The organism is Serratia sp. Sp408 (assembly GCF_057180665.1).
In genome coordinates this window covers 159,687-185,270 of sequence record NZ_JBXUFT010000001.1, presented here as the reverse complement: position 1 = coordinate 185,270, position 25,584 = coordinate 159,687, and the positions used below count along the sequence as shown (strand labels likewise).

The window sequence follows — 25,584 nt, the reverse complement described above, 5'->3', positions numbered from 1 at the left end:
GGCCGGCGCTACATTGCGCCGGCAGGCGATCAAAAACCGATTTGACTGGAGAACCCCAGCACCAGACGATCGGCTGGCAACGCTGCCGGTTTGATCAACGGCATGCCGGCAAAAATATCCATGAAAAATGGCCCCTTATCGGTTTGTATACCGAAGACGCCGCCAGCCAGTTTGCCGCCGACATCGCCCTGATGCTGACGCAGTTGTCCGTAATCAACCCCAACGTAGGGTTGTAGCATGTTGAGCTCCAGCATCAGCGTATTGCGTAGATAGCCTCCGTTGCTGCCGATCAGTTTATTGTCACCGCGAAATCCCCTTACCGTCGAACGATCGCCAATAAAACACTTGTCCTGCACCGGTTGCATCGCATCGGCGATTTGCCCTGACAGCTCACCAAGATAACGCAGACGATAGTCAGAAAGCGTAAACGGGCGCAGCACGCTACCAGCAAACTGCATCATAGGTTGCCGATTGTCGGCGCCGCTTCCCACCACCGCGTCAATGGCCAGGGAGATCTGCGCGTCTGCGGTGTAGTGCAAGTGGCTTGCCCCCAGCTTCAGGCTGGTCAGGCTGGCGCGTTGCAGGGCAATCTCGGTATCATTCAGATAATAGCGGTAGCTGCGTTGCAGCAACTGGCCGTTCAGCATGGTCTTTTGATTCATGCCGCGTGCGAGAGTGTATCGCGCCTGCATCCCCCAATACTCGGAGCGGCCGAGATAACGGTAATCTACTGCATGGCCATTGATGGTCTGCTGGTAACGACTGTCGCCCGCCAACGCGCCGAGGCTCCAAAAACCAAGCGGCAGACTGTAGTACAACGCGCGGCTTGCACTGTCTCGGCCTTGGGCCGCAAAAATGCTACGTGCCGCCGAGGCATACAACACGTCGTTTACGCCAGCCAGATTATCCAGATATAACGCGCCACCGGCCTGGTAACGGCCGGTTGAGCGCGTGCCCGCATCATCCAGCCAGGCGGTTACGCGCCAATATTTATCCTGGCGGCGAAAGATCTCGATGTCGCTCTCTCCGGGACGGGCTCCCGGAACAATGCGGATATCGCTGAGCACACCGGGTATCAGCCCGATGTTCTCCAGCCCTTGTTCCACACGCCGCAGATCCAGCACCTCGCCTGGTGCCAGAGGAAAGGTGAACGCCGGATGAAAATGCGGGCTACTGCCAGCACGCATGTTCAACTGCCCAATGCGGCCGTAATCCACATCAACCGTCAACCTTTCCGCTGCACGCCCCTCGCTGACCAGGCGTACCCGCGAAGTGATGTAACCTCTGGCAATCAGTTGATTTTGCAGTTGTCTTTGCATATGCGCCAACCCCTGACTACCCAGGCAGTGCCCAACAGCGGATTGTGCCAGCCGGTTGAAAGCGCGTGGATTCTGCCGCTCTGTCGGCAGCGCGACGTGATGAATCACCACACAGGGCGACTCAACAATAAGCGGATCGAACGACGGCGGATGCTCCGATTCCGCCATCAGGCTGGCAGGCGCCGACGGCAACAGCTTGCGCTGCGTATCGCTGATAATGCTTTCCTGAGCGATGACCTCTTTAAGCTGTGGCGGGTACTGCTCAGCATGAGCGTCAATGCCGATCGCGGCAGCCAGCAATCCGATAAGAAGCGATTTTTTCATTTTTGCCCGCCAACGCCTCCGCACGCTGGCGGAGGCAATTGCCTCTGTTCTACCAGCTAAACGGCCAACCGTATGTTGGACGTTTGCGCGGCGGCAACGGCTTATTGATATCCCGCCCGTTATTGGTCACCACCCCGTTGCCGGCGGTCATGGTGCCCTCGTTGCGGAAACTGGTGCCAACGTGGCTGACGGTGCTCGCTGCGGTCACGCTGCCGCTATTGCGGAAAGTGGTGTCGCTAAGACTCACCGATGAATTCAGCGAGGAAATTTTGCCAGCGTTATTGAGAGTGGTGCCTTGGATATTGACCTTGTCGTTCGCTTTAATTACGCCGTTTTTGCCGTTCAGCATATTGCTGCTACCGATCTGCAACCTGCTGCCGGACAACAGTTGTCCGTCATTACGCAGCGTGGTGGCATTGAGCGACAACGGGGCGTTCAGCGACTGCATCTTGCCGCGGTTAGTCAGGCGGGTAGCGGCGACCTGCAGCCGATTAGCGTGGAACAGAGCGTTGTTTTGCAATTCGGTCGCCGTCACCGATACGTTCGGCCCGAGGATGTTGCCGTCATTTTGCAACTGGGTCGCGCTAATGCTCAGCCGATCCGCGCCGATATCACGCTGATTGTATAGCGTCGTCGCGCTGATGCTGGCACTGCCGCCCTTGGCAAAAATCTGACCACGGTTGGCAACGCTGATATGGTTGAATGCGCCGCCGGAGCGTTGCTGCGCCGCATTGGCATTGGCGCTATTAACGCCAACGCCGTTTTCATTGGCCACCAGCCTGATCTTGCCGGCATACATTCCGCCCAGCTCGGAAACATCAATCAACACCTCAGGCCTGTCGCGAGAAAACGCGGCATTGCTGGCACCAGACAAATCCGCAGTGAGCGTTTTCTTGCCGGCGGAGACAAACAGCGCATCGGCATGTATCGCGGCGTTGACGTTGGCGGTGCGAGCAATGATCGCCGTGTAGTCGACGTCACCCTTTTTCATGCCCTGGCCATCCACCAGGATATTCCCTTGCTCGACCCGATAACCGCTAAAGGTGCCATTGCTGAACTGTAATTCCCCTGTGGTTAATACGCCGTTGCTGGCGTTAATAAACCCGCAGCCGTTACAGGTGATACCTGTTTTATTGGCAATCACCACGTCGGCGCGCTGCCCGGCCACTTCCACCATACCATTAAGAATACTTTTATTGGCTGAATCAACCTCATTGAGAATAACCGTCGCGGCACGACCGTTAAATTGACTATTTCCCGCTACCGCGCCAGCCAGCGTGGTTTGTGCACCGGCAAGGCTGTTATTCAGGATCGCGCCCTGCGCCTCGACGTCAAATTGCGAATAGCGGTTATGGGATACGCCATCCTGACTCGGCGCGTTGATGTTCACTACCGGTACCTGATTGACCTGGCTCACTGCACCCGCGGCTTGCGGGGTGATTTCCGCCTGGGCGGACAGACTCGACCCCAGCAGCGTCAATGCAGAAAGCAGCGTTACCCTTGTGATTTCCATTGGCCTTCTCCTTGCATAAAATAACTCATCCATTATTTTCATATAACCCACTCGCCAGCTTGACGTTCAAAACAGCCGGTGCGCCAGCGGATTATTCCTTTATAAAAAACGTAAGCTAACAACTTACGCAAATAATTCACACGACCGATAAACACGACGGAAAATACATAAATTAATTATGATTAAAAGCATCAGATCCGCGACAATTACCTAGCAGTGAATAACAGGCAGTCGCTCAATCATTGCGACAGAAATCAACTATAACGATAGTCGTAAATTAAAAAATCAATTATTTCTTAATATATTTAATATGAAAATAATAAAGAAACTTCAGTAAATATATTTATATATTCGAAGCCGTATAATGGGAAGTAACGCTGGCGGACACCGCGGCAGGACAATGAAGGGATAAGCAAGCCGGCGTCAGACAACGCCGGCAATGCTTGGTCGGTAGGACTACGGGCGGTAGACCTTGATATTGCCGTAGCCCTGCTCAATCAGGTACAGCGCCTGCAAGCGGCTCATTACGCCACGCTCACAGTACAGCAGATAGGTTTTACTCTGATCCAGATCGGCAAACTGGCTGCCAAGCTTATAAAACGGCAGCGACTTCACCTCGACCTGCTGCAGTTGCAATGGTCGCTCATCCTGTTCGTCAATCGCACGAATATCCAGTATCACCTCGTCGGCGCCAAATGCCGCCACGGTTTCCACTTCGGTGACCTGCTGTTGCATATCGCTGGCGATGGTACGGATATCGACGTTCTTGGCTTCGCGCACCACACGCTCGAGGATCTCGAAGTCGAAATGCCCTTCTTCTTCTTCGATTTTCTCTTTGACCGCTTTTACCGTTGGATTTTTGGAGATCACGCCACAGTATTCCGGCATGGTTTTGGCGAAATCTTCGGTACCGATCTGCCGCGCGACGTTAATGATGTGCTCTTTGTCGTGCGAAATCAGCGGCCGCAGGATCAACGTGTCAGAGGCGTTGTCAATCAGGCGCAGGTTGGTCAGCGTCTGGCTGGAAACCTGTCCCAGCGCTTCGCCGGTCACCAATGCCTGCACGCCGTAGCGCTCCGCCACTTTAGACGCTGCGCGCACCATCATGCGTTTCAGCACCACGCCCATCTGGCCGTCATCGACCTTTTCCAGGATCTCACCGACCACCGGTTCAAAATCAATCGCCACGAAACGCACCTTGTGCGAACTGCCGAAACGGTTCCACAAATAGTGCGCCACCTGCTTGACGCCGATTTCATGCGCCGAGCCGCCGAGGTTGAAGAAACAATAATGTACCCGACAGCCGCGACGCATCAGCATATAGCTGGAGACGCCGGAGTCGAAGCCACCGGAAATCAGCGACATCACGTCTTCCTGGGTACCGATCGGATAACCGCCGATACCTTCGCGACGCGCCTTCACCAGCATCAGCTTGTCGTCTTCGATCTCCAGGTTAACCGTTACCTGGGGACGCGTCAGATTGACGCGCGCGCTCTCAATATGCTGATTCAGGCCGCCGCCAACGTAACGTTCCACGTCCTGCGAATTGAAATCCTGCTTGCCGCGACGTTTTACCCGCACGCAGAAGGTCTTACCTTCCAGCTGTTGGCGATAGGCCTCCAGCGTTTGTTCAAAAATATGGTGGATATCGGTGTATTCACGATCTTCCACTTCCAGAATATGGTGAATACCGGGGATACGCGTCAGCGCATCGGCAATCACCGGACGCTGGTTTTCGTCCTTGGCGCGGACTTCGATGAAGTCCCAATGACGAACAACCGCCAGGGTTTCATCATACTGCTTCAGAACGTTACGGATGTTGGTCGTCAGAATCTTAATGAAGCGCAAGCGCACAGATTGACTCTTGATGGTGATTTCCGGGAACAATTTAATGATAAACTTCATGGCGGTCTTTATGGTCAGATAAAATTAACGGTGCGGAGTATATCACCATCCGGTATGGCTCTGCGCACAAAACCACACGCGCACGCCATGATTTGCTAATCAAGATCCGCTAGGATAGGCTCTGGCGCCACTGTTCACATGATGATGTAAAAAGAAAATTATGCCTAAAAAACCCGCGCAATCAGACAGTACCGAGCAAAACGTCAGTTTTGAAAACTCCCTCACCGAGCTGGAGAGCATCGTGACACGCCTGGAATCCGGCGAGCTGCCGCTGGAAGACGCGTTGAATCAATTTGAGCGCGGCGTACAATTGGCGCGTCAGGGCCAGCAAAAGTTGCAGCAGGCGGAGCAGCGCGTACAGATTTTATTGAACGATAGCAACGATGATGCCGCATTAACGTCTTTTACCCCGGATGCCGAGTAATTATTGATGTCTGACTTTAACAGCCAGTTGCAGGTTTATCGTCAACGTGCCGACGATGCGTTACTGGGGTTTATCGCCCCGCTGCCGTTTAATAAAGACGCGATGGTCGAAGCCATGCGTCACGGCGCGTTATTGGGTGGAAAGCGCCTGCGCCCGTTCCTGGTTTACGCTACTGGCGAGATGTTCGGTGTATCGCTGAATAATCTCGATGTGCCGGCTGCCGCCATAGAATGCATCCATGCCTATTCGCTGATCCACGACGATCTGCCGGCGATGGACAATGACGATCTACGCCGTGGCCAGCCGACCTGCCACATCAAGTTTGGCGAAGCCAATGCCATCCTGGCCGGCGACGCGCTGCAAACGCTGGCATTCTCGATCCTGGCCGATGCCGATATGCCCGACGTCGCGCTGCGCGACAGGTTGGCGATGGTGTCTGAACTGGCCGGCGCCAGCGGCGTTGCCGGCATGTGCGGCGGTCAGGCTCTGGATCTGGCGGCCGAGGGTCGTCAGATTAATCTGGAAGCGCTGGAGCAGATCCACCGGCTTAAAACCGGGGCATTGATCCGCGCCGCGGTGCGCCTGGGCGCGCTGGCAGCGGGTGAACCGGGCCGAGCGGCGTTGGTGCAGCTCGATCGTTACGCCGCGGCGATTGGCCTGGCGTTCCAGGTTCAGGATGACATTCTCGACGTCATCGGCGAAACTGCCAAAATAGGAAAGCGCCAAGGGGCCGACCAGCAGCATGGCAAGAGCACCTATCCTGCGCTGCTCGGGTTGGAAAACGCCAAAGCCAAAGCCAGCGATTTGCACCTGGAAGCCTTGGCCGCGCTGGATACGCTGGCGGCACACTCTTACAATACCGCGCCATTAAGGGCGTTAGCCAGCTTCATTATTGAACGCGACAATTAACGTGTGACGTTATCGCCATTGGCTGTCATTGTGCCACAGGCTCAATGGACAATTAATGGCATACCTCTGATATGAGTATCGAATGAGTCTTGATATAGCCAAATACCCAACGTTGGCGCTGGCGGATAACCCCGAGGAACTCCGCTCGTTGCCAAAAGAAAGCCTGCCGAAGCTGTGCGACGAGCTGCGGCAATATTTGCTGGACAGCGTCAGCCGCTCGAGCGGCCACTTTGCTTCCGGGCTGGGTACCGTCGAACTGACGGTGGCGTTGCACTACGTTTACAACACCCCGTTCGATCATCTGGTATGGGATGTTGGTCACCAGGCCTACCCGCATAAAATTCTAACCGGTCGCCGCGATCGCATCTCGACCATTCGCCAAAAGAATGGCTTGCATCCTTTCCCTTGGCGCGCTGAAAGCGAATACGACGTGTTGTCGGTTGGCCATTCATCGACGTCGATCAGCGCCGGCCTGGGCATGGCCGTAGCCGCCGCACGCGAAGGCAAGGGCCGCCGTACGGTATGCGTGATTGGCGACGGCGCGATTACCGCCGGTATGGCATTTGAAGCAATGAATCACGCCGGCGACATCGATCCGGACATGCTGGTGGTCTTGAACGACAACGAAATGTCGATCTCGGAAAACGTCGGCGCGTTGAATAACCATCTGGCGCAATTGCTGTCGGGAAAACTGTATTCCACGCTGCGCGAAGGCGGCAAAAAAGTGCTTTCCGGCCTGCCGCCGATCAAGGAACTGATCAAGCGCACCGAAGAACATTTGAAGGGTATGGTAGTTCCGGGCACGCTGTTCGAAGAGCTGGGCTTTAATTACATCGGCCCGGTCGACGGTCATGACGTACAGGGACTGGTCGCCACGCTGAAGAACATGCGCGATCTGAAAGGGCCACAGCTGCTGCATATCATGACCAAGAAAGGCCGTGGTTATGCGCCGGCAGAAAAGGATCCGATCAGCTTCCATGCGGTACCCAAGTTCGATCCGGCCAGCGGCACTCTGCCGAAGAGCGCCGGCGGTCTGCCGACCTATTCTAAAATATTTGGCGAATGGCTGTGTGAAACCGCCGCCAAGGACAGCGCCCTGATGGCCATCACGCCCGCGATGCGCGAAGGCTCGGGCATGGTGCAATTTTCTCGCGATTACCCACAGCAATACTTCGACGTGGCGATCGCCGAACAGCACGCGGTCACCTTTGCCGCCGGCCTGGCGATTGGCGGTTACAAGCCGGTGGTGGCGATTTACTCCACCTTCCTGCAACGCGCCTACGATCAGGTGATCCACGACGTGGCGATCCAGAATTTGCCGGTGCTGTTCGCCATCGATCGCGGCGGTATTGTCGGTGCCGATGGGCAGACCCACCAAGGGGCGTTCGATCTCTCCTTCCTGCGTTGTATCCCGAATATGGTGATCATGACGCCGAGCGATGAAAACGAATGCCGTCAAATGCTGTTTACCGGCTATCACCACAACGACGGCCCAAGCGCGGTGCGTTACCCGCGTGGCAACGGTACCGGTGCCACACTGGAGCCGCTGGCCGCGTTGCCGCTGGGTAAAGGCGTGGTACGCCGCGAAGGCGAGAAAGTCGCCATTCTCAACTTCGGCACCCTGCTGCCGGAAGCACAGTTGGCCGCCGAGGCGCTCAATGCCACGCTGGTCGACATGCGTTTCGTCAAACCGCTGGATGAAGCGCTGGTGCTGGAAATGGCCGCCAGCCACCAAGCACTGGTGACGCTGGAGGAAAACGCCATCATGGGCGGTGCCGGCAGCGGCGTTAATGAACTGTTAATGACCAAACGCCGCGTAGTACCGGTGCTGAACATCGGCCTGCCGGACGCCTTTGTACCGCAGGGTGGCCAGGACGAGATCCGCCACGATCTGGGCCTTGATGCCGCCGGTATTCAACGCCAAATCACCAACTGGCTGGCAGAATAAACCTTCTGGGGCTTCACTGAAGCCCCTTTTGTTCAATATCCCCCTCCTCGCGCCCCGATAATCCGCTACAGTTACTGTCGGAGCTAAACCGGAGGCAAGCATGAAGTATGTAAAACTGGGTAATACCGATCTTAACGTATCCCGCATCTGTCTGGGTTGCATGACCTATGGCGAACCCAATCGTGGCAATCACGCCTGGACCCTGCCGGAAGAGAGCAGTCGCCCGCTGCTCAAACAGGCGCTAGAAGCGGGCATCAACTTTTTTGACACCGCCAACAGCTATTCAGACGGCAGCAGCGAAGAGATCGTCGGCCGTGCGCTACGTGATTATGCGCGCCGTGACCAGGTGGTGATCGCCACCAAAGTGTACTTTCCGCTTAGCAATCTGGAGCGTGGCCTGTCGCGCGGCAAGATTATGCAATCGATCGACGATAGCCTGAAGCGACTGGGCACCGATTATGTCGATCTGCTGCAAATCCACCGCTGGGATTACGAGACGCCGCTCGAAGAAACACTGGAAGCGCTGCATGAGGTGGTCAAGGCCGGTAAGGCTCGTTATATCGGCGCCTCGTCGATGTATGCCTGGCAGTTTGCCAAAGCGCTTTACACCGCCGATTTACACGGCTGGACGCGCTTTGCCACCATGCAAAACCAATATAATCTGATTCAGCGGGAAGAAGAGCGTGAAATGCTGCCATTGTGCGCGGCGGAAGGGATTGCCGTCATGCCATGGAGCCCGCTGGCGCGCGGACGACTAACGCGTCCGTGGGGTGAGAGCACCGCCCGTCTGGTCTCGGACGAGTTTGGCAAAAGCCTGTATGACGACACCGCAGGCACTGACCAGATCATTGCCGAACGTGTAGCGACCATCGCCGAACAGCGCGGCGTTTCGCGCGCTCAGGTGGCGCTGGCCTGGCTGCTGAGTAAACCGGTCGTCACCACCCCGATTGTCGGCGCCTCGCGCAGCGAGCAACTGGAAGACGCCATTGCCGCCGTCGATCTGACGTTGAGCTCGCTTGACATTGCCGAATTGGAAACGGCCTATGTGCCGCATCGCGTCACCGGGTTTGAATAACCAACGGGGCGCTCGCTGGCGCCCCGTTACACGATCAAAATAGTCCGATCGGCCAATGATGGCCTATCAGATAGATCACCCCGGCGGCAATTACCCCGGCGACGATATCGTCGATCATGATGCCCATGCCGCCGTGCACGTTGCGATCAAACCAGCGAATCGGCCACGGTTTCCAGATATCCAGCAGGCGGAAAATCACAAAACCGGCGGCAACCCAGCGCCAGTCGTTGATAGGCAACGCCATCAGCGTGATCCACATCCCGACAAACTCATCCCAGACGATGCTGCCATGATCGTGCACACGCATGTCTTTCGCCGTCTGATGGCACAGATAGACACCGATACAGATGCTGAACATCACCAACAGCGAATAGAGCTGCCACGGTAACTGGATCAGCAGCAACCAGAACGGTATCGCCGCCAATGACCCGACGGTGCCGGGCATGATCGGCGAGAGTCCACTGCCGAAGCCGGTGGCCAGCAGGTGCCATGGGTTGCTTAAACGCAACCGGCGCGTCGCTTCATCCATGCAATGCCCTATTCCACGCTAAAGTGATCAAAACCGGCCCACGGCAAATCCACCGCCTTGTCGTCGCGCAAGAATTGCAGGCCTTCGGAAAGCGGCCCTATCTGGCCAATACAGGTGTAATCGGCGCCCAAATGGCTCAGCGCCACTTCCAGCGCGCCACGGTTGATCTCCGGCACCGTAAAGCATAGTTCGTAATCCTCGCCGCCGGTCAACGCCCAGCGCAATGCCTGCTCGGCATCGCTATGGCCGGTCAGCGCCTGCGACATCGGCAATTCACCCAGATCGATACGCGCGCCGCACTCACTGGCTTTCAACAGGTGTTTCAGATCGGAAATCAGACCGTCGGAAAGGTCGATCGCCGCACTGGCCAGATCGCGCAACGCCTGCCCTTGCAATACCCGTGGCTGCGGCCGTAAATGACGTCCCAACAGATAATTGCGCGCGCTGGCATCGGCTACCGACAGACGATCCTGTAAAATGGCCAAACCGGCGGCGCTGTCACCCAGCGTACCGGTAACGTAAATCCAGTCGCCGATACGCGCCCCACCACGCGTTAATGCGCGTCCGGCAGGGATCAGGCCATTGATGGTCAGTGTCATGCTGAGCGGGCCACGGGTGGTGTCACCGCCAATCAGCTGCATGCCATAATAATTGAGCTGCTCGAACAGGCTATCGCTAAAGGCCTTCAACCAGCTCTCATCAACGCTTGGCAAGGTCAATGCCAGCGATAACCAGGCAGGATCGGCGCCCATCGCCGCCAGATCGCTGAGGTTTACCGCCAGCGCCTTGTAGCCAAGATCGGCCGGATCGATATCCGGCAGGAAGTGAACGCCCGCAACCAGGGTATCGGTACTGACGGCCAAAAGCTGTTTTTCTGCCACTGTCAGCAGTGCGCAGTCATCTCCAATGCCCAACTGTACGTCCCGGCGTACGCTCTTGAACCGGTCAAAATAGCGGGCAATGAGGTCAAATTCGCCGCATGCCATAATCATATTCCAATAGACTTTTCATCGCTCATGTTACCCACTCGGCCCTGTCCCCTGCCATTGACTTGGTCAAAACCAGGAATCGCTGCACCGGGCGGTGCAAAATGAATGACGTGGTGTACAGATGAATTTAAGGCCGGTAAACCGGCCTTAAAATTTATTTCTTCTTGCGGATGCTTGGCGCTGCTTTATCCAGCACGCCATTCACAAACTTGTGGCTATCTTCGGCACCGAAGGTTTTCGCCAGTTCGATTGCTTCATTGATTGCCACTTTGTAAGGGACATCTTCACGCATTTTCAGCTCAAACAGCGCAATGCGCAGCACCGCTTTTTCTACCTGGCCCAGCTCTTCGAGCTGACGAGACAGGTAAGGCGCCATCAGAGCATCCAACGTACCTGCATTCACTGCCACGCCGGACAGCAGCTCGCGAAAATAGGCGATGTCAACGTCTTTGACATCCTGCTCCGTCAGGAACTGTAATTCAACATCGGCAATGTCATTTTTTGACAACTGCCAAGAGTAAAGCGCTTGAACAGCGCACTCACGAGCGCGGCGACGAGCAGCAGGTTTCACGGAATTCCCCTTAACTAAATTCAGGCTTTAATAGCTTTGATAACATTAATCATTTCAAGTGCGGTCAGGGCAGCTTCTGCGCCTTTGTTGCCCGCTTTGGTGCCGGCACGCTCGATCGCTTGTTCGATGCTTTCGGTGGTCAGAACGCCAAAGGCAACCGGGATTTCAGCGTTCAGAGAAACGCTGCCCAGGCCAGAACTGGCTTCGCCTGCCACATATTCAAAGTGCGCGGTTCCCCCGCGGATCACCGTGCCCAGCGCGATAACGGCGTCGTACTTGCCAGTATTGGCCAACACGCGAGCGGTCAACGGCAGCTCATAGGCACCCGGTACCCAGACAACGGTGATATTGTCGTCTGCAACCTGGCCAATGCGTTTCAGCGCATCGATGGCGCCTTCCAGCAGGCTGTCGTTGATGAAATTGTTAAAACGTGCAATTGCGATCGCCACACGGGCATTTGGAGTAGCAACAACACCTTCGATAACGTTCATGGGCTTTCCTTAAAAATGGGTTCAATACCCCGCAGGGGGGCGGATTCTATCATATTCTTTGCACGCCTGCGCGGCGGTTTTGTAAAACCCGACGGGCTACCGTGCTGCAGGGCTGATTACGGGTGTTTGGCTTTCAGGCGCAAGCGTAAATCCGGCCCGACCTGCCGCACCTCGCTGAAGACGAACTCCGGTGCATCGATCAGTTGTTCCAGTCCCGGCAGGTGACAAAGGCCACGGCCATTATCCCCCAACAGTTTTGGCGCGATGTACAAAATGAGCTCGTCTACCAGGCCGGCCTGCAATAATGCACCGGACAGCCGGGCGCCCGCTTCCACCCAGATCGAATTCACCTGACGTTTCGCCAACTGCATCATCATCACCACCAAATCGATACCGCCGCCGTGCGCCGGGAATTGCAACTGTTCGACGTTTTGTGGCCATAAACCCTGATCCGGCTGTAAACGCGCCAGCCAGGTGGTGCCGGGTTGCTGGATCAACTTATGCTGAGGCGTGACGCGGTTGTGACCGTCGAGAATGATCCGCAGCGGCTGGCGCAGGTTTTCACGCGGATAGCTACGCTGAGTTTCTGCGTCCAGTTCATCCCAACGCACCGTCAGCGATGGATCGTCCGCCAGCACGGTGGCGCTGGTACTGAGTATCGCCGCACTTTCGGCGCGTAAACGCTGTACGTCCTGACGCGCCTGGGGGGAGGTAATCCACTGGCTTTCACCGGAAGCCATCGCGGTGCAGCCATCGAGTGAAGCCCCCAGTTTGAGTTGCACATAGGGGAAACCGGTACGCATGCGCTTGAGGAACCCCAGGTTGACCGCTTCGGCTTCGGCCAGCATCAGGCCATGCCGCACCTCGATGCCCGCCTGCTGCAGTTTGTACAGCCCGCGCCCGGCGACCTGCGGATTGGGATCCTGCATCGCCGCCACCACGCGGCTGACGCCGGCATCGATCAGGGCGTCGGCACACGGCGGCGTGCGGCCATGATGGCTACAGGGTTCCAGCGTAACGTAGGCGGTGGCACCGCGTGCACGCTTACCGGCCATGCGCAGCGCATGCACTTCGGCATGCGGTTCACCGGCGCGCAGATGATACCCCTCACCAACGATCTGGCCATCGCGCACAATGACGCAGCCGACGTTGGGGTTCGGCGCGGTAGTAAATCGCCCCAACCGCGCCAGTTCAAAGGCGCGCGCCATATACAATTCGTCGTTGTGCATTTCGAAACCTGTCAGTCCTGGAGCCTGGCGATCTCTTCGCCGAACTCGCGGATATCTTCAAAACTGCGATAAACCGAAGCAAAGCGGATGTAAGCCACCTTGTCCAGTTTCTTCAGCGCGTCCATTACCAGATTGCCGACCATTTTCGTCGGCACTTCACGCTCGCCGGTGGCCCGCAACTGGGATTTTATATGGTTGATGGCGTTTTCCACATCATCGGAGCTGACCGGGCGCTTTTCCAGCGCTTTCAGCATGCCGCGACGCAGCTTGTCCTCATTGAAAGGCTCACGTACCTCGTCACTTTTGATCACGCGCGGCATCACCAGTTCCGCCACCTCAAAGGTGGTAAAGCGTTCGTTACAAACCAGACACTGACGACGACGGCGCACCTGTGAGCCATCGCCTACCAGACGGGAATCAATCACTTTGGTATCAACAGCAGCGCAAAAAGGGCAATGCATAACACGTCCTGACAAGCGTTCTCATAGTTGAGAATAGTTTACCGCGAAGTTTGGTTACAACAAAGGGCATGGGGCATTTGTTGCGACGCCACGCCGCTTGACGCGGCATTGTACCGGTGTGCGCATGACTTTCATCGCGATTGCGACTAAGCTGATAACAGGAGTTATTGAATAGGAAATCACTGCCATGACAATTAGTTATCGTAAAGTTCTCTTGCTTGGCGCCCTGGTTACGCTGGCTGGCTGCGCGCAGAATCGCGAAGTGCCGAAATTGCAGAACCAGATGGTCGAGCTGAACCAAAAGCTGAATACGCTAACCGACCAGGCCACGGCGCTGGAGCGCCAGAATCAGTTGAACAGCAACTCCGCCAGCGGCGTGTATCTGCTGCCGACCGCCAATACTGGCGCACGTTTGCAAAGCGCACTCGGCGAACTGAGCGTATCACTTAGCCATGTGAAGACCGAAGCTAACGGTACCCAGGCAATACTGCATATACGCACGCTCTCCGGTAAATCGCTGCCAGCCTTCAAGGCCATGGTGGAATGGGGTCAACTGGACGCCAACGGCCAGTTGCAGAGCGCCGGAGCGCTTTCGCAGCCTATCCAGAGCGGTGAATCTCTGCTGTCGAAAACCGAGCAGAGCTTTGAGCTGCGTTTCAGCGGCGTAACTCCGCAACAGCTGGGTTACATTCGCCTGCACGAGGTCGAGCCGCTCGGCGCTGAGTGGCAAAATAACCCCGTTCACCACGCTGCCGGCTCCCTCGGCCTACACCAATGCCGACTGCGTCATCAAAATAAAAAAAGAGCGCCAATCGGCGCTCTTTTTTCAGCTTGACCTACCGCAATCAGGGCAGAATTGAAGGCTGATCGGCGCCTTCTTTCTCTACTTTCTGCTGCAGCATGTGTTCACGCTTCATACCCAGCTTCAACGCCAGCGCAGACGCGACGTAGATGGAGGATACGGTACCGATGGACACGCCGATCAGCATCGCCAGCGAGAAGCCATGCAGCATCGCACCGCCAAAGATGTACAGCATCAGTACCACCATCAGGGTGGTCCCGGAGGTCATCAATGTACGGCTCAGCGTCTGGGTCAGCGACACGTTGATAATTTCGTAAGAGGTACCGCGACGGATCTTGCGGAAGTTCTCACGAATACGGTCGGAAACCACGATGCTGTCGTTCAACGAGTAGCCGATGACCGACATCAAGGACGCCACGATGGTCAGATCGACTTCGATATGGAACAGTGACAGCACCCCGAGGGTGATCACCACGTCGTGTGCCAGCGCAATAACCGCCCCAGCCGCCAGACGCCATTCAAAGCGGAAACCAACGTAAATCAAGATACAGATCAACGCCACCAGCAGCGCCATGCCGCCGTTTTGCGCCAATTCACTACCCACGCTCGGGCCAACGAACTCAACGCGCTTGACGGTGGCGTTTTTATCCACTGACGCGTTAATCACGCTGATCACCTTGTTGCCCAGCTCCTGACCGGCAGGGCCGGTCACCGGAGGCATACGCACCATGATGTCGCGGCTGCTGCCAAAGTTCTGCAGAACCGGATCCTTGAACCCGGCCTTTTCCAGCGTATCGCGCATCAGATCCAGGTTCGCCGGCTGTTCCAGGTTGATTTCAATCACCGTACCGCCGGTGAAATCCAGACCCCAGTTAAAGCCACGAACCGACATTACGGTAATCGACGCGATCAACAGCAGCAATGAGATGCCGAAGGCCACGTAATCCCAGCGCATAAAGTCATACACTTTACGGCCGTAGTTGAGTTGTTCAACAGTATAATCCTGTGCCACAACGCACTCCTCAGATAGACAGCTTGTTAATGCGTTTGCCGCCGTAAAGCAGGTTGACGATGGCACGGGTACCGACGATCGCGGTGAACATGGACGTCGCCACACCGATCGCGGTGGTAATCGCAAAGCCTTTAATCGAACCGGTGCCCACTGCGTACAGAATAATCGCGGTGATAAGCGTGGTGATGTTGGCATCGATGATACTGGAGAACGCGCCCTTATAGCCCTCATGGATCGCTTGCTGAACGGAGCGTCCGTTCTTCAGCTCTTCCTTGATACGTTCGTTGATCAGCACGTTGGCATCAACCGCCACCGCCAGCGTCAGCACGATACCGGCAATGCCCGGCATGGTCAGCGTTGCCCCTGGCAACAGCGACATGACGCCGACAATCAGCACCAGGTTGGCGACCAGCGCGCTGGTCGCAATCACACCGAATTTACGGTACCAGACCACCATGAACACGATCGACGCGACCAGGCCCCACAGACAGGCTTCCAGACCTTGAGTGATGTTTTGCATCCCCAGGGTTGGACCGATGGTACGCTCTTCCACGATCTGGATTGGTGCAATCAGCGCACCGGCGCGCAGCAGCAGCGACAGTTGACGTGCTTCATTCGGATTACCGATGCCGGTAATACGGAAGCTGTTGCCCAGACGCGATTGAATGTTGGCAACGTTGATGACTTCTTCCTGCTTAACCAGTACCGAGCGGCCGTTGGCGTCTTTCTTGCCGCTGTCCTTGTACTCCACGAACAGGGTCGCCATCGGTTTGCCGATGTTGTCCTTGGTGAAGTTGGACATGGCGTTGCCGCCAGCGCTGTCCAGCGAGATGTTAACCTGCGGCTGGTTGTACTCGTCCATGGTCGAGGTCGAGTCGGTGATATGATCGCCGGTCAGGATCACCCGCTTGTACAGCACAATCGGCTGGCCTTCACGGGTGTCTTTCACTTCGGAGTCGCCCGGCACGCGGCCGTTCGCTGCCGCCGTGGCATCCACGTTGGTGTTCACCAGGCGGAACTCCAGCGTTGCGGTCGCGCCAAGGATCTCTTTCGCGCGCGCAGTATCCTGAATCCCTGGCAGTTCGACCACGATACGGTCAGAACCCTGGCGCTGCACCAGCGGTTCGGCTACGCCGAGCTGGTTAACACGGTTACGCAGAATAGTGATGTTCTGCTGAACGGCATATTCACGCGCTTCACTCAAACGCGCATCGGTCAGGGTAGCCTTCAGCGTGTTGTTGCCATTGGACGACAGCACCAGATCGCGTTGACGCGGCGTCAGATAGCTGATGGCCTGATCGCGCGCGGCATTGTCACGGAAACGGACCTCAACGCCATATTTGTCCAGTTTACGGATTGACGCATAAGCAATGCCCTTTTCACGCAGATCGCTGCGCAGGGTATCCATGGTCTGCTCTTGCAACTTGCCAAGCGCGGTATCCATGTCGACTTCCATCAGGAAGTGCACGCCACCACGTAAATCGAGGCCCAATTTCATCGGCTCGGCGCCCAGCATGGTCAGCCAGCGCGGCGTAGCCGGAGCCAGGTTCAGCGCAACGACGTATTTGTCGCCCATCGCGGCCATCAGGGCTTCGCGGGCACGCAGCTGAACGTCGGGATCGGAAAAGCGAGCCAGGATTGCGCCTTCTTCCAGTGCAATCGACTTGCTCGCGATCTGGTCTTTTTCTAATACGGTACGGACTTGGTCCAGCGTAGCTTCACTGGCGGCGACACCGCGCGCGCCAGTGATTTGTACAGCCGGATCCTCACCATAAAGGTTGGGAAGCGCATAAAGCAGACCGACGATGATCACCACGATCAGCATCAGATACTTCCACAAAGGATAACGGTTTAGCACGGCAATTCCCTTCGGGAAAACAAAATTACAGGGCCTTCATGGTACCTTTCGGCAGAACGGCCGCCACGAAGTCACGCTTGATCATCACTTCCGTGGTGTCGTTCAGCGCAATAGCGATAATGCCGGTGTCGGCCACTTTGGTGACGCGACCGATCAGACCGCCGGTGGTCAGCACTTCATCGCCCTTGCCGATGGAGTCCATCAGCTTCTTATGCTCTTTGGCGCGTTTCTGCTGTGGGCGCAGGATCATGAAATAGAAGATCAGACCAAACACCACCAGCATAATGATCAGAGAGTACGGGCTTCCCTGAGCCGGAGCCCCTGCGGATGCGACGGCGTCAGAAATGAAAAAGCTCATTGAAATTCCCTCATTAAGTTATCAATTATTAATTCAAACAGTTAAAGGTGGAACCGGCTTGCCGATCCGACCATAGAAGTCCGCAACAAACGTCTCTAATTTACCCTCTTCAATAGCCTGGCGTAAACCCGCCATCACACGCTGGTAGTAGCGCAGGTTATGAATCGTATTCAAACGGGCACCGAGTATTTCGTTGCAACGGTCGAGATGATGCAAGTAGGCGCGACTGTAATTGCGACATGTGTAGCAATCACACTCGTTATCCAGCGGAGAAGTATCATCCTTGTGCTTGGCATTACGGATTTTTACCACACCGTCGGTCACGAACAGATGGCCGTTACGGGCGTTACGCGTCGGCATCACGCAATCGAACATATCGATACCGCGACGCACGCCTTCCACCAGATCTTCCGGTTTACCCACCCCCATCAGATAGCGTGGCTTATCTTCCGGAATTTGCGGACAAACATGTTCGAGAATGCGATGCATGTCTTCTTTCGGCTCACCAACCGCCAGGCCGCCCACAGCGTAACCATCAAAGCCGATCTCCACCAGCCCTTTTACTGAAACATCACGTAAATCTTCGTAAACGCCGCCCTGAATAATGCCAAACAGCGCATTTTTGTTATTCAGCTCGTCAAACCGTGCGCGACTGCGCTGCGCCCAGCGCAGGGACATTTCCATCGACCGTTTGGCATAATCCCAATCGGCCGGGTACGGCGTGCATTCATCAAAGATCATCACGATATCGGAACCCAGGTCATACTGGATTTCCATCGACTTTTCCGGACTGAGGAACACTTTGTCGCCGTTGATCGGATTGCGGAAGTATACGCCTTCCTCTTTGATCTTGCGCATCGCACCGAGGCTAAACACCTGAAAACCACCGGAATCGGTCAGAATCGGCCCGTGCCATTGCATAAAGTCATGCAGATCGCCGTGCAGCTTCATGATTTCCTGCCCCGGACGCAGCCACAGGTGGAAGGTATTGCCCAGCAAAATCTGTGCACCGGTCTCTTTGACTTCTTCCGGCGTCATGCCTTTTACCGTGCCGTAAGTGCCGACCGGCATAAAGGCCGGTGTTTCTACCACACCGCGTTCAAATACCAGGCGGCCACGGCGAGCGCGACCATCGGTTGTCTGTAATTCGTACTTCACAATGCCTCCAGCGTCAGAGAAACAGTCTGACGTCATAAATACCTGTCATGCTTGAAACGGCCTCTGTATTGGCGGCGTTCACTCACCCGAATCATTGACTCTCGCAAGTCCGTCGGGGGTCGCTCACATACTGCCTTGACGCCGTTTCAATTATTTTGGGTATACCTCGAAAATTTATTTGCCGACGGACTCGTTTTCCGCCTGCGGATTACGACTGATAAACATCGCATCACCATAACTGAAGAAACGGTATTGCTCGGCCACCGCCTGTCGATAGGCATTCATGGTGTTCTGATAGCCGGCAAAGGCCGAAACCAGCATGATCAGCGTCGATTCCGGCAGGTGGAAATTGGTGATCAGCGCATCAATGACCTGATAGTGATATCCCGGATAGATGAAAATACAGGTATCGCCGAAGAATGGCGCGATCGGTGCATCCTGGCTGGCCTTGGCGGCGCTTTCCAGTGAGCGCACCGAGGTGGTGCCGACGGCGACCACGCGCTTGCCGCGCGCCTTGCAGGCCAATACCGCATCAACCACCTCTTGCGGCACTTCGGCGTATTCGGCGTGCATCACATGTTCTTCGATGGTTTCGACCCGCACCGGCTGGAAGGTGCCTGCGCCGACGTGCAGGGTAACGAACGCCATTTCGACGCCCTTCTCACGCAGCGCCGCCAGCAGCGGCTCGTCAAAGTGCAGCCCGGCGGTTGGCGCCGCAACCGCGCCCGGCTTCTGGCTGTAAACGGTCTGATACAGTTCGCGATCGGCGTCTTCGTCCGGCCGATCGATATACGGCGGCAGCGGCATATGCCCCACCGCATTGAGAATGGTAAACACGTCGCGCGGATCGTCAAAGCGCAGTTCAAACAGCGTATCGTGACGCGCCACCATGGTGGCAGGAATGCTGTCGTCGTCACCCAGCAACAGCGCAGCGCCCGGTTTTGGCGCCTTGGATGCGCGGACATGCGCCAACACCCGATGATCGTCGAGCACCCGCTCGACCAGCACTTCGATTTTCCCGCCACTGGCCTTGCGGCCAAAGATACGCGCCGGGATCACCCGGGTATTGTTGAACACCAGCAGATCGCCGGCCTCCAGTTGATCCAGCAGATCGGTGAATACGCCGTGCGTCAACTTCCCCGTCGGTCCATCCAGTTGCAACAAGCGGCAACCGCTGCGTTGAGGTTGTGGATAACGTGCAATTAACGACTCGGGAAGATCAAAAGAAAAATCGGCGACGCGCATGGATAATCACTTCAGCTAAAAAAACAGGCGGCCTAGTCTAAAGCCGCCGGCCGCCGGCAGCAAGAAATAAGGAGGATTCGCCGCAGTTCGGGTATAGTTGACGGATGAATTTTCTCGCTCATCTCCATTTGGCCCAGTTGGCGGACAGCTCGCTGCTGGGCAACCTGTTGGCCGACTTCGTACGCGGCAACCCCGCAGCCGACTATGCACCCGAGGTGGTGGCCGGCATCATGCTGCACCGGCGCATCGACGTGCTCACCGACTCGTTGCCGCAGGTCAAGGCCTGTCGCGATTTTTTCAGCGATCGGCACCGCCGCGTCGCGCCGATTACGCTCGATGTGGTGTGGGATCACTTTCTGGCACGCCATTGGCAACAGATAGAGCCGTCGCGCAGCCTGGAACGTTTCACTCAGGAAGCGCGCAGCCAGATTGTGCCGCATCTGCCGCTGACCCCGGCGCGTTTTCAGAACCTGAATAACTACCTGTGGCCGGAACGCTGGCTGGAACGCTATGCCGAACTGCCGTTCATCGCCACGGTATTGCAGGGCATGGCCAACCGCCGCCCGCGATTGGCGGCGCTGGCGGGCTCGTTTGACGACGTTGAACGCCATTATCATCAACTTGAAACACAGTTCTGGCAGTTTTACCCGCAGATGATGCAGCAGGCAAAAGCCAAAACGCTATGACCGCCACGTATCGCTACGACAAGAAAATGTTTTTAGCGCTTGCCCTTTTTTGCGAAAAGGTTATTTTTAAAGCTTGCTAAATTTAAACGATGAATTTAATAGGCGAAAGCTATCTCATTGATTGGTAGTTTGCCCTTTATTCACCGCACCAAGGCCCCTATACTGGCTCAAGTTTTTACCCAACGGCTGGTGGTTTACACGCCGATGGGTATACATCAACCCTTAACAACTATTACAGGAGTAATCATGGTCCTGGTAACTCGTCAAGCCCCTGACTTCACTGCTGCTGCCGTACTCGGCAATGGCGAAATCGTTGAAAACTTCAACCTGAAGAAGCACCTGAACGGCAAGCCTGCCGTACTGTTCTTCTGGCCGATGGACTTCACCTTCGTCTGTCCTTCAGAACTGATCGCTTTCGATCACCGTTATGAAGAATTCCAGAAGCGTGGCGTTGAAGTTGTTGGCGTTTCCTTCGATTCAGAATTCGTCCACAACGCATGGCGTAAAACCCCTGTCGACAAAGGCGGCATCGGCGAAGTGAAATACGCAATGGTTGCTGACGTGAAGCGTGAAATCCAAAAAGCTTACGGCATCGAGCACCCAGAAGCCGGCGTTGCGCTGCGCGGCTCTTTCCTGATCGACAAAGACGGCATCGTGCGTGCACAGGTCGTTAACGACCTGCCAATCGGCCGTAACATCGACGAAATGATCCGTACCGTTGACGCGCTGCAATTCCACGAAGAGCACGGCGAAGTGTGCCCGGCTCAGTGGGAAAAAGGCAAAGCGGGTATGGGCGCATCACCAGACGGCGTGGCCAAATACCTGTCTGAAAACGCTGCCAAGCTGTAATTTCCACAGCCAAGCAGACAACCGGTCAGCCTCGCTGGCCGGTTTTTTTTTGCCCTTTTATCGTGCACGCTGCCCTTTTTTCGAGCCTGCCAACCTAATAATTCCTTGTTTCCGCTCACATTCCCCCCTCTATTTTCAGCACGGACGCGACTGTAGCGCTACGCTGTAATCGCTGGCCTGCTGTTTGCAGAGCATCACAGTACCCCCGCACCATGACGGGGGCATCACAATAAAAACTGACAGGGTAGGAAGAACTATGCGTTTGCAAAAATGGAGTAAGCCCCTGACCGTGGCGGCGCTGCTGGTCAGCGGCAGCCTGTACGCCGCGTCAAACCCGGCGGTAGAAGCCCGGAATGGTATGGTGGTCACATCACAGCATCTCGCCTCGCAGATTGGCGTGGATATTCTCAAGATGGGCGGTAACGCCGTAGATGCGGCCGTCGCGGTCGGCTACGCTCAGGCGGTGGTCAACCCCTGCTGCGGCAATATCGGCGGCGGCGGTTTTATGACCATTCATTTAGCCGACGGCAGCGACACCTTTATCAACTTCCGTGAAACCGCCCCGGCGGCGGCCAGCGCCAACATGTATCTGGACGCCGACGGCAAGGTCAGGAAAGACGCCAGCCTGTATGGCTACCTGGCGGCCGGCGTGCCGGGCACGGTACTCGGAATGGAAACCGCCCGTAAAAAATACGGCAAGCTGAGCCGTGAACAGGTGATGGCGCCGGCAATCAAACTGGCGCGCGAGGGCTTCGTACTGACCCGCGCCGATACCGATATTCTTGATACCACCGTAGCCCGCTTCAAGCAGGATGCGGAGGCGGCCAGGATTTTCCTGCGCAAGGACGGATCTGCGCTGCAACCGGGCGATCGTCTGGTGCAAAGCGATCTGGCCAATACGCTGGAGGCCATTGCCAAAAACGGGCCGGATGCGTTCTACCACGGTAAAATTCCGCAGGCGGTTGAGGCAGCGGCAAAACAGGGTGGCGGTATTTTGACCGCTGCCGATTTTGCCAACTATAAAGTGACCGAAACGCCGCCGATCGTTTGCAGCTACCGCGGCTATAAGTTCGTTTCATCACCGCCGCCCAGCTCTGGCGGGGTGACGCTGTGTGAGACGCTCAACGTGCTGGAAGGCTACGATCTGAAAAGCATGGGCTTCAATTCAGCCGCCGCGATCCATACCATGACCGAAGCCATGCGTCATGCCTATATGGATCGCAACACCTATCTCGGCGATCCGGAATTTATCAAGAATCCTATCGACCGGCTGGTCAGCAAAAGTTACGCCGAACAGATCCGCAAGAAAATCGTCGCCGGCAAGGCAACGCCGTCTGAAAACGTGCAGCCAGGCATGGAACCGCATGAAAAACCGGAAACTACCCATTACTCGATTGTCGATCATCAGGGCAACGCGGTGTCCACCACCTATACCGTCAATGGCCGCTTTGGTGCAGTGGTGATCGCGCCGGGCACCGGTTTCTTCCTGAACGATGAAATGGACGACTTCACCGTTAAGGTCGGCGAGAAAAACCTGTACGGCCTGGTACAGGGCACCGCCAACTCCATCGCCCCCGGTAAGCGCCCACTATCGTCAATGAGCCCGACGCTGGTGACCAAGGACAATAAAATATTTATGGTTCTCGGCTCGCCGGGCGGTTCGCGCATCATCACTATCACGCTACAAACCGCGTTGAACGTGATAGACCACGGCATGGCGCCACAAGAAGCAGTCGACGCCGCGCGCATTCACCACCAGTGGCTGCCAGACGAAGTGTATTACGAACAGCGCGGCGTATCGGCCGATACGCTGAACATCTTGCACGACATGGGCTATAAAATGGTGGAACAAACGCCGTGGGGCGCCGCCGAGCTGATTCTGGTAGGCTTGCCGGGAGCTGCGGGCGTGACGCCGGCCAACTCCGGCAACGACTCGGCGGTGTCAGGCAAAGTACGCGAAGGCTACCTGTACGGTGCCAACGACGTTCGCCGCCCGGCCGGCTCCGCCGTAGGCTACTGAGCACCATGATGGGGCCGGTCAAACGGCCCCTGACGCAGCGCCTGATGCTATAAGGTCCACAGCGTCACCGACTGCTCAGCCAATCGCAGCACCACGCCGTCGTCGCAAGACTGCATATCCCCCAGTCCTTCCTGCCGCTGCCAATCTCCCGGCGGCAACAGCGGACTGTAGGGCAGCGCTATTTCATGGTTGCTGGCGTCGCGCTGCAGCGCCACCAATACCCGTTCATGCTGGTAAGTACGTACAAACACCAGCGTTTCGCCGTGCGCGAACAGCACCTGACAACCTCCACGACGCAGCGCCTTGCTCTTTTTACGCAATGCCGCCATCCGCTGGAACAGATTCAGCAGTGTGTGGTTCCACTGGCTCTCATCCCACGGGAACGGTTTACGGCAGAATGGGTCATTATCACCGTCCAAACCAATTTCGTCGCCGTAATACAGGCAAGGCACCCCTATCCAGCTCATCAGCCAGACCGCCGCCATCTGCATACGTGGCAGATTACCGCCCAACAGGGTCAGGAAACGCGGCGTATCGTGACTGTCTAGCTGGTTAAACATAATCAACTGGCGATTATGCGGCAGGCCGGCACGGTAGCTATCCATCCAGTGGGCGGTTTCAGCCGCGTCCAGCTTCAGTGGCTGCAATGCGACGTCCAGACCCGCGAGAAATCCGCGCAGTGGTAACGCAAAGCCCATGTAGTTCATCGCCGCATCTTCCACCCCGGCATGCAGCCAGCGGCGAGCGTCACCAAAATGCTCGCCCATGATGTAGGCATGAGGGTTCACCTCGCGAGCGGCCCGATGGATGCCAGCCAGGTGCTGCAGATTACCGCAGGCACCGCCGTTTTCCCCCAGCATGTGCACCACGTCCAAACGCCAGCCGTCAATGCGGTACGGCGGTTTCAGCCAATGGCGTACCACGCTGTCTTCATCGCCATAAATTGCGCGTGCCACCGCAGGTTCGGCATAGTTCAGCTTCGGCAGACTGGCGTTACCTTTCCAGGTCAACGCGGTACCGTCCGGGTAAAAGTTAAACCAGTTACGGTAGGGAGAGTCAGGGTGATGGCAGGCTCCCTGCTCCGTTTGCTGATGGCGATCGAACCACGGATGCGAGTCGCCGGTGTGATTAAACACCCCATCCAGGAGCAGTTTCATTCCCACCTTGTGAGTGCTTACTCGCAGGCGGCGAAACGCGGCATTGCCGCCGAAATGGGGATCAACCTGATAATAGTCTTCGGTGTCGTACTTGTGCACACTCGGCGCCTTGAAAATCGGGTTAAGGTACAGCGCGGTAACCCCCAGGCGTTTCAGGTAGGGCAACCGCTGAACGATACCGTCCAGATCGCCGCCGTAAAAGGTTGACGCATCATGCTGTGCTTCTAGCGGATGCTGCCAGTCACGGCGAATGACCTCGGTACCCGCCGCATGATGGTAATAACTGCCGCTCTGCAGGTTATACGCGGCGCCGCTGCTGGCAAACCGATCGGGGAAAATCTGATAAAACAGCTGATCGGCCACCCAGCCTGCGCCGCTGTCCGGTTCCTCCAGCGCGAATTGCGTCAACTGACCGATCGGCATCAGCGACCAGCCAAGTGGTCCAAACCACCGCTGGCGATCCTGCCACAGCAATTTGAAGCAATAACGGCGCGTCGCCTCCCCCTCGTTCAGCGGCAGGCTGGCCTGATAGCGCTGCCGGCCATCCACCGCACGCGCTTTCATCTCCAGCAGCCATTCTTCATTGTCAGGTTCGGCCCGCAGAAACACCTGTTTAGGCAGATCGTCACCCTGTAACCACAGGGTAATATCCAGGCGTTGTCCCTTTTTGACCACAAAAGGTGGAACCGGTTGATGCCAGGCGTCAAGCATACTGTTCTCCTACTGTACCAAACGAAATCGACGACATTGTC

General features: G+C 56.4%; 22 protein-coding genes and 1 pseudogene. 8 read left to right on the top strand and 15 right to left on the bottom strand.

Going from position 1 to position 25,584, the window contains the following annotated elements; all coding sequences use genetic code 11:
* Positions 1-29 precede the first annotated feature (29 nt).
* The 3 genes from AC2AXP_RS00920 to thiI form a co-directional block, all read right to left on the bottom strand.
* Entirely contained in the window at positions 30-1,643 is a 1,614-nt protein-coding gene (locus AC2AXP_RS00920; RefSeq protein ID WP_198773363.1) for a ShlB/FhaC/HecB family hemolysin secretion/activation protein, read from the bottom strand.
* A gap of 49 nt (positions 1,644-1,692) precedes the next feature.
* A complete protein-coding gene (locus tag AC2AXP_RS00915) occupies positions 1,693-3,156 on the bottom strand; it encodes a filamentous hemagglutinin N-terminal domain-containing protein (protein WP_039991053.1) in 1,464 nt (487 codons plus the stop codon).
* A 456-nt stretch (positions 3,157-3,612) separates the two neighbouring features.
* Positions 3,613-5,061 (bottom strand): tRNA uracil 4-sulfurtransferase ThiI, encoded by a 1,449-nt coding sequence (thiI, locus tag AC2AXP_RS00910; protein WP_004954653.1) that lies wholly within the window; start codon positions 5,059-5,061, stop codon positions 3,613-3,615.
* Positions 5,062-5,221: 160 nt separating this feature from the next.
* Here thiI and xseB point away from each other — a divergent pair, with 160 nt between their 5' ends.
* From xseB to AC2AXP_RS00890, 4 genes are all read left to right on the top strand, one after another.
* Positions 5,222-5,485 (top strand): exodeoxyribonuclease VII small subunit, encoded by a 264-nt coding sequence (xseB, locus tag AC2AXP_RS00905; RefSeq protein ID WP_004954655.1) that lies wholly within the window; start codon positions 5,222-5,224, stop codon positions 5,483-5,485.
* Positions 5,486-5,491: 6 nt separating this feature from the next.
* Positions 5,492-6,394, top strand: coding sequence for a (2E,6E)-farnesyl diphosphate synthase (ispA, locus tag AC2AXP_RS00900; protein WP_004954657.1), 903 nt, complete (start codon positions 5,492-5,494; stop codon positions 6,392-6,394).
* Between the two features lie 82 nt (positions 6,395-6,476).
* Entirely contained in the window at positions 6,477-8,342 is a 1,866-nt protein-coding gene (gene dxs / locus AC2AXP_RS00895) for a 1-deoxy-D-xylulose-5-phosphate synthase (protein WP_430299467.1), read from the top strand.
* A 100-nt stretch (positions 8,343-8,442) separates the two neighbouring features.
* Positions 8,443-9,417 (top strand): aldo/keto reductase, encoded by a 975-nt coding sequence (locus AC2AXP_RS00890; protein ID WP_004954661.1) that lies wholly within the window; start codon positions 8,443-8,445, stop codon positions 9,415-9,417.
* 34 nt (positions 9,418-9,451) lie between these two features.
* On the opposite strand, the gene pgpA is transcribed toward AC2AXP_RS00890, so the two are convergent.
* The 6 genes from pgpA to nrdR all read right to left on the bottom strand — a co-directional run bounded on the left by pgpA (position 9,452) and on the right by nrdR (position 13,687).
* Positions 9,452-9,946 carry a phosphatidylglycerophosphatase A gene (pgpA, locus tag AC2AXP_RS00885; RefSeq protein WP_198773365.1) on the bottom strand — a complete coding sequence of 165 codons (495 nt, stop codon included), beginning with the start codon at positions 9,944-9,946 and terminating at the stop codon, positions 9,452-9,454.
* Positions 9,947-9,954: 8 nt separating this feature from the next.
* A complete protein-coding gene (gene thiL, locus AC2AXP_RS00880) occupies positions 9,955-10,932 on the bottom strand; it encodes a thiamine-phosphate kinase (RefSeq protein WP_039991055.1) in 978 nt (325 codons plus the stop codon).
* Positions 10,933-11,089: 157 nt separating this feature from the next.
* Positions 11,090-11,506 (bottom strand): transcription antitermination factor NusB, encoded by a 417-nt coding sequence (nusB, locus tag AC2AXP_RS00875; protein ID WP_039991056.1) that lies wholly within the window; start codon positions 11,504-11,506, stop codon positions 11,090-11,092.
* 20 nt (positions 11,507-11,526) lie between these two features.
* Complete coding sequence (ribH, locus tag AC2AXP_RS00870) at positions 11,527-11,997, bottom strand: 6,7-dimethyl-8-ribityllumazine synthase (protein WP_004954670.1); 471 nt, start codon at positions 11,995-11,997, stop codon at positions 11,527-11,529.
* 116 nt (positions 11,998-12,113) lie between these two features.
* Positions 12,114-13,226, bottom strand: coding sequence for a bifunctional diaminohydroxyphosphoribosylaminopyrimidine deaminase/5-amino-6-(5-phosphoribosylamino)uracil reductase RibD (gene ribD / locus AC2AXP_RS00865; protein WP_004954672.1), 1,113 nt, complete (start codon positions 13,224-13,226; stop codon positions 12,114-12,116).
* 11 nt (positions 13,227-13,237) lie between these two features.
* On the bottom strand, positions 13,238-13,687 hold the full coding sequence (gene nrdR / locus AC2AXP_RS00860) for a transcriptional regulator NrdR (protein ID WP_004954675.1): 450 nt from the start codon (positions 13,685-13,687) through the stop codon (positions 13,238-13,240).
* A gap of 187 nt (positions 13,688-13,874) precedes the next feature.
* On the opposite strand from nrdR, the pseudogene AC2AXP_RS00855 reads away from it, so the two are divergent.
* Positions 13,875-14,399 (top strand): annotated as a pseudogene (locus tag AC2AXP_RS00855) (SadB/YajI family lipoprotein); the annotation flags it as partial.
* A 133-nt stretch (positions 14,400-14,532) separates the two neighbouring features.
* On the opposite strand, the gene secF reads toward AC2AXP_RS00855, so the two are convergent.
* The 5 genes from secF to queA all read right to left on the bottom strand — a co-directional run bounded on the left by secF (position 14,533) and on the right by queA (position 20,120).
* Positions 14,533-15,501, bottom strand: a complete 969-nt coding sequence (gene secF / locus AC2AXP_RS00850; protein ID WP_004954684.1) for a protein translocase subunit SecF — start codon at positions 15,499-15,501, stop codon at positions 14,533-14,535.
* A 10-nt stretch (positions 15,502-15,511) separates the two neighbouring features.
* On the bottom strand, positions 15,512-17,359 hold the full coding sequence (gene secD, locus AC2AXP_RS00845; RefSeq protein ID WP_071586624.1) for a protein translocase subunit SecD: 1,848 nt from the start codon (positions 17,357-17,359) through the stop codon (positions 15,512-15,514).
* A gap of 25 nt (positions 17,360-17,384) precedes the next feature.
* Entirely contained in the window at positions 17,385-17,717 is a 333-nt protein-coding gene (gene yajC / locus AC2AXP_RS00840) for a preprotein translocase subunit YajC (protein WP_004949246.1), read from the bottom strand.
* Between the two features lie 33 nt (positions 17,718-17,750).
* Positions 17,751-18,875 carry a tRNA guanosine(34) transglycosylase Tgt gene (tgt, locus tag AC2AXP_RS00835; RefSeq protein ID WP_039991058.1) on the bottom strand — a complete coding sequence of 375 codons (1,125 nt, stop codon included), beginning with the start codon at positions 18,873-18,875 and terminating at the stop codon, positions 17,751-17,753.
* A 174-nt stretch (positions 18,876-19,049) separates the two neighbouring features.
* Positions 19,050-20,120 (bottom strand): tRNA preQ1(34) S-adenosylmethionine ribosyltransferase-isomerase QueA, encoded by a 1,071-nt coding sequence (gene queA, locus AC2AXP_RS00830; protein ID WP_484381374.1) that lies wholly within the window; start codon positions 20,118-20,120, stop codon positions 19,050-19,052.
* A gap of 104 nt (positions 20,121-20,224) precedes the next feature.
* Between queA and AC2AXP_RS00825 the strand changes: the two genes are divergently transcribed.
* The 3 genes from AC2AXP_RS00825 to ggt all read left to right on the top strand — a co-directional run bounded on the left by AC2AXP_RS00825 (position 20,225) and on the right by ggt (position 23,675).
* Positions 20,225-20,806, top strand: a complete 582-nt coding sequence (locus AC2AXP_RS00825) for an ACP phosphodiesterase (protein WP_004954697.1) — start codon at positions 20,225-20,227, stop codon at positions 20,804-20,806.
* 246 nt (positions 20,807-21,052) lie between these two features.
* Positions 21,053-21,655, top strand: a complete 603-nt coding sequence (locus AC2AXP_RS00820; RefSeq protein WP_198773369.1) for a peroxiredoxin C — start codon at positions 21,053-21,055, stop codon at positions 21,653-21,655.
* A gap of 256 nt (positions 21,656-21,911) precedes the next feature.
* Positions 21,912-23,675, top strand: a complete 1,764-nt coding sequence (gene ggt, locus AC2AXP_RS00815; protein WP_004954702.1) for a gamma-glutamyltransferase — start codon at positions 21,912-21,914, stop codon at positions 23,673-23,675.
* A 47-nt stretch (positions 23,676-23,722) separates the two neighbouring features.
* Here the strand turns inward: ggt and malZ are convergent, their stop codons facing one another.
* Positions 23,723-25,543: a maltodextrin glucosidase gene (malZ, locus tag AC2AXP_RS00810; protein WP_484381373.1), complete on the bottom strand. Its 1,821-nt coding sequence runs from the start codon at positions 25,541-25,543 to the stop codon at positions 23,723-23,725.
* Positions 25,544-25,584: the final 41 nt, after the last annotated feature.